We start from the raw sequence: 13,153 nt of genomic DNA on the forward strand, positions 1-13,153 counted from the left end.
TTCTATAAATATAGGTGTCTATTGGTATCGATCCCATATTTATAATTAAGGAGGTACACTGTGTAACATAGGCAAAAAGCACCTTCCTCTCCCATTACGCTTACGAGGTTAGCTGTCGGACTCGGGAAGTGAGAGTTTCCCTACTTAAATAAGATTCGCCCCAAGTAGCATGGCTACAAAAATGGTTCCCCCGCTCCAAAATTTGGACTCAGCAAAAGGATTTATAAAGTAAAGGATAACATAAATAAATTGATGAGTCAAACTATTTTATGTTTTCTGATTTTTTGAGTGAGGTTAAAACCACTCCATCGGGTAATATAATATCATTTATTTTAATAAATCCATGTTTTTTATATAAAGACAGAGCAGGTGTATTTTCTTTCCCTGTTTGTACAATATATGTTTGTGAAGGGGAGAACATGTCAAATACATAAAGTAGTAGTTTTGTGGCGATTCCTTTATGAAAATGATCGGGGGATACTACTAAACGATGAATATCAACTTCCTCTTCATCCATTTTAAAAGAAATAAACCCAGCAAGTGTATCTTCATAAAAATAGCCGTGAAAAATTTCATCACATAATTGAATATCGGCTACAGTATCATAAAGACGAGGAATAGCCGTACTATTTATATATTTTGCTTCAATTTCATAAGCGGGTATTTGAATGTTTAAAATAGAAGTAGCGGTGTTGTGAGAAGTTGTTACTAATTTTTGAATCATAGGGTAAAACCTCCTTATAGACTTTATTTTCATAGATTTGACAAGATTTTTCTTTATTGGATATAATAATTATAATAGTTACATAACAATTCAGTATGAAAAAGAAATACACCCATAATAGAAATGGAGGGCTAAAGATGGGATGGATTATCACATTAATAGTTGGTGCTATTATAGGTGCAATTGCAGGTTCTATAACGGGTAAAAATTTTCCGGGTGGAATGTTTGGAAATATTATCGCAGGTTTGTTAGGTGCTTCATTAGGTGGTAGACTATTTGGAGCTTTTGGGCCATCATTTGGTGGGATTCATGTCGTGCCAGCATTATTAGGTGCAATCGTATTAATTCTTATTGTATCATTTGTAGTGAAAGCTGCAAGAAAATAAAGATATAGATCATGATGAAAAGCCCTGAATAAGGGCTTTTCATCATTCGAAGAGGTGGTTTCATTGGAGAAATTAAATATTAGAAAAAGAGATAAGTTGAAAAAGTTTTTTAGAGAACAAAATTATTTAGCGGTGTTACTCGGCTTTGCGTTATTGTTTATTAACATATTACTGCTAACGAAAATTTCTTTTGTTTTTACTCCGTTTATCGTCTTTTTAAAAACAATTTTTTTCCCCGTATTATTAGCGGGGGTGCTATTTTATATTTTGCATCCATTCGTTTCGCTTTTAGAAAAGAAAGGTGTTTCCAGAATCGTATCAATCGCTTCTATATATATAATAGTACTAGGATTATTTGTATTTTTAGTTGTAACAGTAATCCCGATTATTAAAGATCAAATTGATGCATTAATAGATAACTTACCGTATTTCGGTCATGAAATTGAACGAGCAGCACGTAGATTCGGGGAAAGTAATTTACTAGGCAAAATTCAAGAGAATTTAAATATTGATGTAGCGAGTATGGTAAAAGACTACACAGTTGATTTTACGAAGTCGCTATCATCAGTAACTGGAAATGTAACTGGATTTTTAAGTACTGTTACAGAGGTCGTTTTAACGTTTGTAATGGTTCCGTTTATATTGTTCTATCTTTTAAAAGATGGTGAACAATTACCGAACCACTTTTTAAAGTTTATTTCAGAGCAAAGACAACCAGCAGCGATGAGAATACTAGATGATATGCATTATGCGATTAGCTCGTATATTAGAGGACAAATTATCGTTAGCTTGTTTATCGGTATTATGCTATTAATCGGTTACCTTATTATTGGTATTAAATATGCGGTATTACTCGCTATTTTAGCAATGATTGTAAATATCGTTCCGTACGTAGGACCAATCATTGCAATTACACCAGCATTAATTATCGCATTTATTGACTCGCCAGCAATGGTGTTAAAAGTAATTATTGTAATGATGGTCGTACAATTAGCAGAAGGTAAATTTATTTCTCCGCAAGTTATGGGAAAAAAGCTAGACATTCACCCAATTACTATCATTTTTATTATTTTAACTGCCGGAAATTTATTTGGAATTATGGGGATTATTTTAGCAATTCCAGGATATGCGATATTAAAAGTGTTAGTAACGCATAGTTATAGATTTGTTAAGTTGAATACGTAAAAAAAGAGCTAAAACAGATAAAACTGTTTTAGCCCTTTTTTTATTTATACTCTTGTTGAAGTAAACAAATAAACCTTATGCGTAGGCTTTTAATTCAATGATAGGTAGATTGCTTTCCTTTAGTTTGTAATCAAAAATTAAATCGTCCATGCGAAAATTAGCATCTACTTCAAGAGAAATGAAGGTACCCCCGATTTCTACTTGATTTCCGTTCTCATTTTCAAAAGTGAGCGCACCGTCAAATGTTTCTATGTACTCATCGCAGGTGTATAAATATATTGCGATAGGTGTGAAATGTATAATTACCCCTAAAGTATCATCGTGACTATTATCATCGTTCTTAAATACATCAATCTTAAACGTATCATTCTTTTTAGTAAACCAACCCATGACATCACCTCGTTTTTGTATTACAAATCAATTCTATATATATTGATTATATATCGTTCGGAATAAATTGGTAATAACTATTGTTAAAACTTAATAAAAATAGAAAATTCAGTTTTGAGAGAACGAGAAATGTGATAAACTGTAAAAAAATAACGAAAAGCAATGAAAGAGAAGAGTACATATTCAAAACTTTGCAGAGAGCTGATATGTGGTGGAAATCAGTAAGGGATGAATATGGAATGGGCTCCGGAGCTTCTAGCTGAAATGAGTAGGCAAAGACGGTTACTTCACGTTACGAAGTTGAAGTGAGCTATGAATGATAGCTAATGAAGGTGGTACCGCGGGAGTCTCTCGTCCTTTTTATAGGATGAGGGGCTCTTTTTATTTTAAGGAAGGAGGAGTTAGGGTGAGCGAAAAAATAATGTTAACAGGAATTAAGCCGACAGGTTGTCCTCATTTAGGAAATTATATTGGTGCGATTAAACCTGCATTACAAATGTCAAAGAAGAATGAAGGAAAAGCATTGTATTTTATAGCGGATTATCATGCGTTAAATGCTGTTCATGATCCAAGTCAGTTTAGTAGTTATACGAAAGAGGTAGCAGCTACTTGGTTATCACTTGGACTTGGAGAAGATGTTATTTTCTACAGGCAAACAGAAGTGCCGGAGATTCTAGAATTAGCTTGGATATTAGCTTGCCTAACTCCGAAAGGGATTATGAACCGTGCCCATGCGTATAAAGCGAAGGTGGAGCAAAATAAAGAATTGGGTTTAGAGGTAGATGCAGGCGTGAATATGGGATTATATACGTATCCGATTTTAATGGCAGCTGACATCTTACTATTTCAAGCTACTCATGTGCCGGTAGGGAAAGACCAAATTCAGCATATTGAAATCGCGCGTGATATTGCGACGTATTTTAATCATACATTTGGTATGACATTTACGCTTCCGGAGTATGTCATACAAGAAGAAGGTGCCATTTTACCTGGTCTTGATGGAAGGAAGATGAGTAAAAGTTATGGAAATGTGATCCCATTATTTACAGAGCAAGAAAAACTACGAAAATTAATATTTAAAATTAAAACAGACTCCTCACTTCCGAATGAACCGAAAGAACTAGAAACGTTATTTATGATATATAAAGAATTTGCGACAGAAGATGAAATACAGTCGATGCGCGAAAAGTATGAAACTGGAATCGGATGGGGCGATGTGAAAAAAGAGTTGTTTCGCGTTGTAGACCGTGAATTAGCTGGACCTCGTGAAAAGTACGCTCTGTATATGAATGAGCCAAGTTTATTATATGAAGCGTTAGAAAAAGGTGCTGAGCGGGCGCGTACTATTGCGAAGGTAAATTTAGCAGAAATTAAAAAACGGATTGGGTTTGAGAGGGAACGCTGAGCGTTCCCTTGTTTTCCAATATAAATTTTAATTATTTCTTCGTCATTTCGTTAGGTGAAGTAAGAATTCACATTTCCTTTCAAAACTTATTAGTTGCACATATTAAAAAGTATGCTAATATAGGGACACTTATTAAACTTATTTAATAAGTGTAATTCATTCTATAACGAGGGAGATGATTGGATGAAAACAGAGAAAGAAAAGATGTTAGCAGGAGAAATGTATGTTGCGGAGGATGAAGAATTAGTGGCTGATAGGGTGGAGGCAAAACGTTTAACACGCCTTTATAACAAGGCGATGGAGACAGGAGATGAACAACGTTTTACGTTATTAAATCAGCTTTTAGGTTCTTCAGCTGATGGGAAAGCCCAAATTAATCCTGATTTTCGTTGTGATTACGGCTACAATATCCATGTTGGAAAGAGCTTTTTCGCAAATTTTAATTGTGTGATTTTGGACGTTTGTGAAGTGCGAATCGGTGATAATTGTATGTTTGCACCAGGTGTTCACATTTATACTGCTACGCATCCGTTGCATCCGGTAGAGAGGAACTCTGGCAAAGAATATGGAAAGCCGGTAAAGATAGGTAACAATGTTTGGATTGGCGGGGGCGCTATTATTAACCCTGGTATTTCAATTGGTGATAATGCTGTAATTGCCTCAGGGGCAGTTGTGACAAAAGATGTACCTAATAATGTAGTAATTGGCGGTAATCCAGCTAAAGTTATTAAAACGATAGACGAAACATCGAGCTAAATAGCAATTGTATGCATCCTAACTATATCATCTCTATTGCTTTAGAAAATGATGTATGATATATTTTCAACGCAACTTATTAAAAGAGTTTAATAAGTATGTTGATTAAGGTGGTGAGCGATTTGAGTGAACAATTTGTTACTCAAAAATCGATTAAAGAGACGATTCTTCGCGGCATTCGTACAGCTCTTTTAGAGCAAGGAAGTGCGACGAAAGTTGAGCTTAGTAATATATTAGAAATTAGTTTTCCGACGATAAGTAAATTTATAGAGAGTATGAAACAAGATGGTGAAGTCACTTTAGTCGGTTTAGATGATTCAAGTGGCGGAAGAAGAGCGAAACGATATGCGTATAATCCGGAATATATGTTAGGATTAGCGATATTTTTAGAGAAAAATGAAACAAACTATACCATTTTTAACTGTTTAGGGGAAGTAAAAGAACAAGGAAGTACTTCAAATGTATTAATGGATACTGGCGTGAATCTATTATCGAAACATATTGAAAATCTTATCGCTACATTCCCGAAAATAAGCTCTATATCAATTGGTGTGCCCGGTTCGGTTGATAATGGTCGTATTTTCTATATTCCTGGTTATGAAAAGTTCCAAAACTTTAATTTAAAAAGTCACTTGGAGGATCTGTTTTCAATACCTGTAGTAATAGAAAACGATATGAATGCAGCAGTGCTTGGTTATTATAAAAGCACTGGAAATAACGACAATTCATCTCTTGTGTATTTGTATTCAGGTCAAAATGGCCCAGGGGCAGGGATTATGGTAAATGGAAATGTAGTGCGAGGAAGCACCTTTTTCTCAGGAGAGATATCTTTCGTTCCGCAGTACGATAATAAAAATTTCTTACAAGCTTTAAGAAATGGAGACGAAGTTAACGATGCAAATAATCCAGAGAAATATAATATAGATGCTATTACCCGTTTAATAGCTACATGTATAGCTATTATTAACCCTCATGCCTTTATCTTCTGTGACGATGAAGTGAACCAATTTGTAATAGATCAAATTGTAAAAACTTGTCCGCAGTACATTCCGGTAGAACATATACCTCAAATAACAGTGAGCGATTGGAAACAAGATTATTTATATGGATTGAAAAGCCTTGGACTTGATTTGATGATAACAAGAACAAGCAAAGAAAATTAAATATCAACTTGTTGGTTGAATACTGTAAAAGAAAAGGTGTCGACTATGAAAATTGAACATGTAGCAATTTGGGTAAATGATTTAGAAGGTATGCGTGATTTCTATAAACAGTACTTTGGTGGTGAAGAAAATAGCTTATATCACAATCCGAAAAAGCAGTTTGAGTCTTATTTTATAACTTTTGAAGGTGGAGCACGTCTAGAACTTATGAGGCAAGTAGGGATAGACGATAATACACAAACACAAACAATAGGATATGCGCATATTGCTTTTTCTATAGGTAGTAAAGAAAAAGTGAATGAATTAACTAATACATTAAGAGAAGCAGGATACCCTGTGTTAAACGGCCCACGTACTACAGGGGATGGTTACTATGAAAGTGTAGTAAGTGACCCCGAAGGAAATCAGATTGAGATAACAATCTAACTATTAAGGGGATAATTAGGATTTACAGTGAAATAAAACAATCTCATTTCGCGTTATAATAATGGGAAATGAGGTTGTTTTATTATGTAATGTTTTTTAATTGGAGTGCTGAAACTCCTTAATAATTCTCTCAATAACAGAAGGAAGATTACTAGGTAACTTATCAAGTGAAAAGAAGCGCAATTCTTTCGATTCCGTTTGGTCGCATACAAGTTCGCCATTGAATTCGCGGCAAATATAAACAACGAGTACACCGTGTACTTGATTGCCGTTTGGATAGATTTGAAAGAAATCTGGTCCTGAGTATGTACGGAATAGTTCTGGATTTTTAATAATAAGTCCAGTTTCCTCATATACTTCTCGCTTTAAAGCGTCTTCTAACGTTTCGTTATATTCTAAGGCGCCGCCAATAATGCCCCAGCGGTTAAAATCTGTACGTAGCTGCAGTAATATTTCATTTTTCTCATTTAATATAATGGCGTGTGAACCTATTAAAATAAGTGGATGGTTTCCTACTAAATTTCTCATGTCTTCAATATAACCCATGTTATTTCTCCTTGCTTTTAATAATAGTTAGGAAGTTCTTTTAACATTCTTTCTGTTTTACGTGCTGTATAGGCTAAGTTATGATCATCCTTCGTTCTGAAAAATAATGTGCGTAAAAAGGTTTTAATGTTGGCACATAATATACAATACTCATTAAGCGAAAGGCGTTTTCTAATTTGAGGAAGCCTTTTTATTTTTTTATAAATAATTGAAATTAACTCATCTTGCGGAAAATCATGATATAGCATCGATAGTAACGGTGTAACAATTCGTTCATCTTCATTATTATGAAAAAGGTCAGATGGAATGAAGATTTTATTCAATAAACAATGAATTAATTCTTCATACCACTCAAAAGTCGTATAGGAATTGTGAACAATTTCAGTAAAGGCATCAGATACGTGGGCAAGACAATGAGCCCATCCTTTATTTTCAATATAGCCTCGAAAATCCATTTCTAAGTTTGTATATGTAATGAGTTTATTTTTTATTTCTTCAATATCCTCCTCTGTGAAAAAGTAGTGCGAGTTAGCGAATTGGAGTATTAACGCAAGTAACGAAACAGTGTAAGAACGTGTGAAAACCCCATCTGTATGCGGGGAGTAAATGTCACAATATAAATATTCATCACTTAAACAAGTTTGTAGAAGTAATTTCAGTTGATCGTCCATAAGGAATTCATGATGAATGAAATGTGCAAAACATTTATATATAAGTTGGTAACGAACGTAACTATCAGTCGTTCCGATATACTGAAGCATGTTGAGTGTTAACTCATTTATATCTATATGTTGCAGTTGCGTATAGTCATTTTGTTGTATAAGCTCTAACTGTTGTTGTAACGTTGTAATATCCAATGGAGAACCTCCTCCGCACTTTAAAGATGCGATGTTTTCTAGTATTCTATATATTCAAGGACAATCCTGCTCATGCAAGGAGAACAAGTAGAAATTCGAGTATGACATAGATGAGGGAAGTATATGATGACTATAGAACAGTTAGAAAAACATTTTAAAATAAGAAGAAATGCTTCTTCTATTATGATAAAAGAAAATAATGCAGAGCTTTTTACAGAAGAGCAATTAGAAGAAATAGTGCAGTATTGCGTTGCTGAGGCTGAAAAAGAGGGAATAGAAAACTTACATTTTGAAATTTCTTCAAAAAGCCCAAATTATGATGTATATAAGAAATCTTTCGAAACGTATTCATTTGAATATGCTACTGAAAACATGATTGTATTTAAGGATATATATGAAGTAGAAGGTGTCGAAAGTGAGATTGATTTTAAGCTTATTGAAGAGATAGGCGAAGACGCTTTTTATTCATTGTGGAATGAAGTGACGGGAGAACAAATCGATTATGATCACTTTGTAAATATGATGCTACAAGAAATTGGTGAGCAATGGAAAGAGCATTGTTTAACAGCGAGTGTCGATGAAGAGCTGATAGGAATTGTAATCCCACATATTGAGAGTGGTACGTTAGAAGAAGGAAAACTAATGTATTTCGCAGTTGCTCCAAATATGCGAAATAAAGGGTATGAAGCAGCGTTCTTTACAGGGGCAATGTTTGTCTTAAAAGAAATAGGCGCATCTTATTATATTGGCGAGACAAATGTACAAAATGAGTGGATGAAGGATGTTTTTGAAAAGAATGGATGTCAGTTATTAAGTTGTACTGAGCGATATGTGAGAAGGTTTTAGGAGGGGGAAAGGGTTCTTGAACTTGTTTAACGGGAATCCGTGTGCAAATTTTGAACAAGTAAAAGAACTTCTAGCCTGTTTGTAAGATAAAAAGAAAAATGAGAACGACAAAATAGATATTCCTATAATACAATAGAGAAAGATTCGATTATACGAGAAAGTGTTGGTGAAAGAATGGAGCAGCAAAGAAATTGGTTACAAGCAACTGTAGAAAGAAATGAAGATAATACGTTACAAATAAAGTGGGAAAATAATATAGAAGAAGTTCGTATTTATTGGAGTACTTCACCAGATCATATTGAAGAAACTGGAGAATTACTTGCAACGGTAAATGGAGAATCATCGTGTACAGTTCAAAACCCGAGTGAAACTGAACGTCCATATTTTAGACTAGTAGGAAGTAATGGACAAGCAGTGACAGTAGCTGAGCGTAGATTGCCATTACAAGGCGCGTTTAACTTCCGTGATATGGGAGGATATGAAACGACTGAAGGCCGTAAAGTAAAATGGGGCAAGTTGTACCGTTCTGAAGAATTAGCAGGACTAACAGAGTGGGATATAGACTATTTACAAAAGTCTGGCTTAAAGTTAATTTGTGACTACCGTACAGATTTTGAAGTGAAGCATAAGCCGAATCCAGAGATTACGGGTGCTCGTCAAGTGTGCTTACCAGTTATGCAAGACCTGGCAAAAGACTTGAACATAAATGAATTTTTCCAAGTTGGTGACCTTTCTATGTTAGGGAAACCAGGCGAGTATCTTGTGAAAATGAATCAAGATTTCGTAAGTGGTAATGAAGCATTCGTGAGCTTCTTAAACTTAGCACAAAACCCAGAAAATTTACCGTTAGTAAACCACTGTACAGCTGGAAAAGACCGTACTGGATTCGGATCAGCACTATTATTACTTTTACTAGGTGTACCGGAAAAAACAGTAATGGAAGACTATTTACTAAGTAACGGCTTCCGTGAAAAATTAAATGAAAAAATGATGGCCTTTTTAGGTGCAAAACTACAAAACGATGAAAGTAGAACAATATTAGGCGCAATGTTTGAAGCGCGCGCTGAATATTTACAAGCTGCGATTGATGAAGTGAAAAAGCAATACGGTTCAGTTGAAGTGTATGCTGAAAAAGCACTTGGCTTTACGAAAGAGTCGTTAGAATACATGAAAGTGTTATTGCTAGAGGATAAATAATGAGGAGGGAGGCTAATTGGATTAGCCTCCTGTTTCTATTATGAAATTTTTCGTTGTCTTATGATTCCTATGACAATTGGAATAACTGTCCCAATTAACAATATCGGTAAAAATAATTTTCCGAAACCGCCGCTCCAATCTAAAGCTATTGAAATTGTTTCAAATTGGATGAAAGCAAAAATAAGTAAACAGACATTTTTTAATTGATTAAGCATTTTTCTGCTATTTAAATAAAACAGCGGAGCATTCGATTCATTCAGTCTTTGTGGGTAGTTATGAACTTCTGGAAACTTTTCTAAAGTTTGCATTAAAAGGAGTATGAATACCCCAATTCCTGGTAGAAGCAAAAGTTGCCACTTTGATCCCCAGCGATCTACAGCCCCATATGCGTTATAATGTGTGGGTACTTCCTCGGGTAATCTTCCCCAAATGATAATCAAAAAAATGATTGATCCAAAGAATAATGAATATCCAATGATATCTCCAACCCATTCACTTTTTGTTTTTGGGATTTGTATTTTAGGTCTTCCCCATGAATTTACTATGTCTTTCCGCCCCCTTCTATTCCTGTATTCCTTTTTTTAAAATCGGATTCATTATCCAAATTATCTCAAATTTATAGTATTTTCACAATTAGTTATTTTTGAATAACATGACTCGTGTACCTTAAACAACTTTAAGATTGCTGTAAATCTACGATTCGTAAAGGGAAAAAGTTCGACTTAAGAGACGATTAATGAGAAAATATAAGTTGTAAATAACGTACTAGTTGAGGAGAGCATTATGAAATATAAAGTTATATTATTCGACGTAGATGATACATTATTAGATTTTCCTGAAACGGAAAGAAACGCATTACATAACGCGTTTGTACAGTTCGGGATGCCTACTGGGTATGATGATTATCTTGCAAGTTATAAAGAGATTAGTAATGGATTATGGAGAGATTTAGAAAATAAAATGATTACGCTAAGTGAATTAGCAGTAGATCGATTTAGACAATTATTTGCACTTCATAATATAGAAGTAGATGCGCAGCAATTTAGTGATAGATACCTTGAAAACTTAGGAAAAGAAGTACACCTTATAGAAGGTGCAGTGCAATTATGTGAAAATCTACAAGATTGCAAGCTAGGTATTATTACGAATGGATATACGAAGGTGCAACAATCTAGAATCGGAAATTCACCTTTAAGTAACTTCTTTGAACATATTATTATTTCAGAAGAAGTCGGCCATCAAAAACCAGCACGTGAGATTTTTGATTATGCGTTTGAAAAGTTTGGGATTACGGATAAATCAAGCGTACTAATGGTTGGAGATTCCTTAACTTCTGATATGAAGGGCGGAGAAGATTACGGCATTGATACGTGTTGGTATAATCCAAGTTTGAAAGAAAATAAGACAGATGTTAAGCCGACTTATGAAGTGGAGAGCCTGCTACAAATTTTAGAAATTGTGGAAGTGGCGGAAGAAAAGGTAGTTTCATTTTAATCGTGTCGATATAATTTGAGTTGCGTTCAATTTATAGGTACGATCGGTGTAATAACTAGAGGTGAGTGAAAGATGTTAACGTTTTTATTTGAGTTAGACAAAAGTATTCCGCAGAAAGATGAGCCACGGTATGCTGCTTATGCAAATGGCTTTATTGAAGGGGATTTAACGATTCATGTGGGTGACAGAGTACTTTTTCAAAAGTCATGTATGAAGGTCGCAGAGCTCGGCATTTATTTAGGACAGTGGATGGAACAAGTGCAACATGGGAAGAACGAACAGTTGAATTATGAAACGAGTGACCGTGAGGAAGTAATTCTCGGATTCTTATATGAAGAGGAAGATCAGTGGAGAGTTGCTTCCAGTTGGCAGCAATTTGAACTTCAAGAGCGTATATCCACTACAGTATTAGTAGAAAGCGTTGGGCGTTATTTGAATGAGCTCAATAAGGAGCTGCGCGCGATAGAATATCCTGTGACGTTTGATCAGTACTTAAGAGGAGAGCGAATGATGCAGCTTTCTTATAAACGACTGTGTGATAGTAAAGCGGATACGACTTCAATAGAGGTTTACAATGGAAGCGAAGGAGTAGGCGTAGTACGGGGCTATTATAAAAATGCGTTGATGAAAGTGCTAGACTTCATTCCGAAAGTCGGTAGTAATATCATTTATGAAATAAAGGATAGTAAAGACAATATTCGTGTCATTGCAAAGGATGTAAGTAGGCAGCGTCAAAGAAGGATTTTAGTAACGTACATCGATAATAATGATGCAGAGCATGAAATACTTGTATGTGACGGAAAGTTATTAGATGCAAATTTCTTATTTACTTTTACATATAAGGGAGAAGAATATGTTGTTCACAAAACTTCAATTGGGCTTGGAAAGTTATTACGAAACGGCTATGTAATCGCAGATTGGAATATTCGTCTTGAGGAAGATATGTATGATATTGAGATGAATGTATATGATGAAAATTATATAGAAGATCAATACTTACTGTTAGGCGTATTTCATGCTGTTTTGTATGGTTGATAAATGAGAATTACCGGCATTCTTCATGGGAAGGATGCCGGTATTTTTATGTGATTTTGTGTCCTTAATTAATCCTCAAAAATAAAAATCTCATCAATCGTACTATGAAGTGCCTTCGCTATATCGTGAGCGAGTTGTAAGGAAGGGTTGTATTTTCCTTTTTCGAGATGGCTTATCGTTTCACGACGTACACCAACAGTTTTCGCTAAATCTTCTTGTGTCATGTTCGATTTGGCGCGGTATTCTTTTATTCTCGTTACGAACGCCATGGCGCATCTTTCATTTCATCAACAGGTTTATCATAAAAGAACATAGAGAAGCCGAACGTAAGAATGAGTGTGCTGAAAATAAGAGCGATATCAATTTCTTGTAGCGCCGGGTTTGGAAATAACATTTCAATAAACATAATGATAGCGGTCGTTAGTAATGTAACGATAAAGGCATTGCGGCACGATTTATTGACGATTTGTTCAAATAGTTCATCGTGTTGAACCGTTCTATACGTTGTGAAAAAGGAGAAGAAACAAAACATAGTAAACAATCCTTTTTCATAAAAAAAGCCGAGGAAACCGAAGAAACCGAGAAATCCTAAATATTTTATCCAACTTGTTTTCACGATAGATTCTCCTTTCAGTGTTAGAAATAAATCACGTTATGTTATAAATATATCACATATAGAAATGTATAGTAATAATAGTTTTCCAATTCTTTTCATAATAATAGTAAAAAGAGGAAATATACTG

Annotated in this window: 17 protein-coding genes, 1 riboswitch and 1 other annotated feature; of the genes, 10 read left to right on the forward strand and 7 right to left on the reverse strand. The window is 34.7% G+C overall.

Annotated elements, in window-relative coordinates; translation table 11 throughout:
• Nucleotides 1–81: 81 nt before the first annotated feature.
• Nucleotides 82–224, reverse strand: a riboswitch (cyclic di-AMP (ydaO/yuaA leader).
• Nucleotides 225–262: 38 nt separating this feature from the next.
• Nucleotides 263–724: a GNAT family N-acetyltransferase gene (locus tag DN389_RS11540; RefSeq protein ID WP_149237143.1), complete on the reverse strand. Its 462-nt coding sequence runs from the start codon at nt 722–724 to the stop codon at nt 263–265.
• A gap of 137 nt (nt 725–861) precedes the next feature.
• Here DN389_RS11540 and DN389_RS11545 point away from each other — a divergent pair, with 137 nt between their 5' ends.
• Nucleotides 862–1,110 carry a GlsB/YeaQ/YmgE family stress response membrane protein gene (locus DN389_RS11545; RefSeq protein ID WP_088609535.1) on the forward strand — a complete coding sequence of 83 codons (249 nt, stop codon included), beginning with the start codon at nt 862–864 and terminating at the stop codon, nt 1,108–1,110.
• A 63-nt stretch (nt 1,111–1,173) separates the two neighbouring features.
• On the forward strand, nt 1,174–2,295 hold the full coding sequence (locus tag DN389_RS11550) for an AI-2E family transporter (RefSeq protein ID WP_048546503.1): 1,122 nt from the start codon (nt 1,174–1,176) through the stop codon (nt 2,293–2,295).
• Nucleotides 2,296–2,370: 75 nt separating this feature from the next.
• Here DN389_RS11550 and DN389_RS11555 read toward each other — a convergent pair whose 3' ends face one another.
• Complete coding sequence (locus DN389_RS11555) at nt 2,371–2,685, reverse strand: hypothetical protein (RefSeq protein ID WP_088064057.1); 315 nt, start codon at nt 2,683–2,685, stop codon at nt 2,371–2,373.
• Nucleotides 2,686–2,838: 153 nt separating this feature from the next.
• Nucleotides 2,839–3,047, forward strand: a binding site (T-box leader).
• 5 nt (nt 3,048–3,052) lie between these two features.
• On the opposite strand from DN389_RS11555, the gene DN389_RS11560 reads away from it, so the two are divergent.
• From DN389_RS11560 to DN389_RS11575, 4 genes are all read left to right on the forward strand, one after another.
• On the forward strand, nt 3,053–4,090 hold the full coding sequence (locus tag DN389_RS11560) for a tryptophan--tRNA ligase (protein WP_149237144.1): 1,038 nt from the start codon (nt 3,053–3,055) through the stop codon (nt 4,088–4,090).
• Between the two features lie 183 nt (nt 4,091–4,273).
• The gene (locus tag DN389_RS11565) at nt 4,274–4,846 is read left to right on the forward strand and encodes a maltose O-acetyltransferase (protein ID WP_149237145.1); all 573 of its coding nucleotides are present in this window, start codon (nt 4,274–4,276) and stop codon (nt 4,844–4,846) included.
• A gap of 122 nt (nt 4,847–4,968) precedes the next feature.
• Nucleotides 4,969–6,009, forward strand: a complete 1,041-nt coding sequence (locus DN389_RS11570) for an ROK family transcriptional regulator (protein ID WP_149237146.1) — start codon at nt 4,969–4,971, stop codon at nt 6,007–6,009.
• Nucleotides 6,010–6,054: 45 nt separating this feature from the next.
• Nucleotides 6,055–6,435 (forward strand): VOC family protein, encoded by a 381-nt coding sequence (locus DN389_RS11575; protein WP_149237147.1) that lies wholly within the window; start codon nt 6,055–6,057, stop codon nt 6,433–6,435.
• 96 nt (nt 6,436–6,531) lie between these two features.
• On the opposite strand, the gene DN389_RS11580 is transcribed toward DN389_RS11575, so the two are convergent.
• Both DN389_RS11580 and DN389_RS11585 read right to left on the reverse strand, forming a co-directional pair.
• Entirely contained in the window at nt 6,532–6,981 is a 450-nt protein-coding gene (locus DN389_RS11580; RefSeq protein ID WP_149237148.1) for an NUDIX hydrolase, read from the reverse strand.
• 17 nt (nt 6,982–6,998) lie between these two features.
• Nucleotides 6,999–7,838, reverse strand: coding sequence for a DUF2785 domain-containing protein (locus DN389_RS11585; RefSeq protein WP_088122695.1), 840 nt, complete (start codon nt 7,836–7,838; stop codon nt 6,999–7,001).
• A gap of 123 nt (nt 7,839–7,961) precedes the next feature.
• Between DN389_RS11585 and DN389_RS11590 the strand changes: the two genes are divergently transcribed.
• Together DN389_RS11590 and DN389_RS11595 are read left to right on the forward strand one after the other, a co-directional pair.
• On the forward strand, nt 7,962–8,684 hold the full coding sequence (locus DN389_RS11590) for a GNAT family N-acetyltransferase (RefSeq protein ID WP_149237149.1): 723 nt from the start codon (nt 7,962–7,964) through the stop codon (nt 8,682–8,684).
• 174 nt (nt 8,685–8,858) lie between these two features.
• Entirely contained in the window at nt 8,859–9,881 is a 1,023-nt protein-coding gene (locus DN389_RS11595) for a tyrosine-protein phosphatase (protein ID WP_149237150.1), read from the forward strand.
• A gap of 38 nt (nt 9,882–9,919) precedes the next feature.
• Here DN389_RS11595 and DN389_RS11600 read toward each other — a convergent pair whose 3' ends face one another.
• Nucleotides 9,920–10,393, reverse strand: a complete 474-nt coding sequence (locus DN389_RS11600; RefSeq protein WP_306475102.1) for a DUF1648 domain-containing protein — start codon at nt 10,391–10,393, stop codon at nt 9,920–9,922.
• Nucleotides 10,394–10,664: 271 nt separating this feature from the next.
• Here DN389_RS11600 and DN389_RS11605 point away from each other — a divergent pair, with 271 nt between their 5' ends.
• Both DN389_RS11605 and DN389_RS11610 read left to right on the forward strand, forming a co-directional pair.
• The gene (locus tag DN389_RS11605) at nt 10,665–11,375 is read left to right on the forward strand and encodes a YjjG family noncanonical pyrimidine nucleotidase (protein WP_060487750.1); all 711 of its coding nucleotides are present in this window, start codon (nt 10,665–10,667) and stop codon (nt 11,373–11,375) included.
• A gap of 72 nt (nt 11,376–11,447) precedes the next feature.
• Nucleotides 11,448–12,410, forward strand: coding sequence for a tubby C-terminal domain-like protein (locus tag DN389_RS11610; RefSeq protein WP_149237151.1), 963 nt, complete (start codon nt 11,448–11,450; stop codon nt 12,408–12,410).
• 68 nt (nt 12,411–12,478) lie between these two features.
• Here DN389_RS11610 and DN389_RS11615 read toward each other — a convergent pair whose 3' ends face one another.
• Both DN389_RS11615 and DN389_RS11620 read right to left on the reverse strand, forming a co-directional pair.
• Nucleotides 12,479–12,679, reverse strand: a complete 201-nt coding sequence (locus DN389_RS11615) for a helix-turn-helix transcriptional regulator (RefSeq protein ID WP_087984149.1) — start codon at nt 12,677–12,679, stop codon at nt 12,479–12,481.
• A complete protein-coding gene (locus tag DN389_RS11620; protein WP_149237152.1) occupies nt 12,667–13,026 on the reverse strand; it encodes a DUF3796 domain-containing protein in 360 nt (119 codons plus the stop codon). Before DN389_RS11620 ends, DN389_RS11615 begins: the two co-directional genes overlap by 13 nt.
• Nucleotides 13,027–13,153 lie beyond the last annotated feature (127 nt).

The organism is Bacillus sp. AY3-1 (genome assembly GCF_008368785.1).
GTDB lineage: Bacteria > Bacillota > Bacilli > Bacillales > Bacillaceae_G > Bacillus_A > Bacillus_A wiedmannii.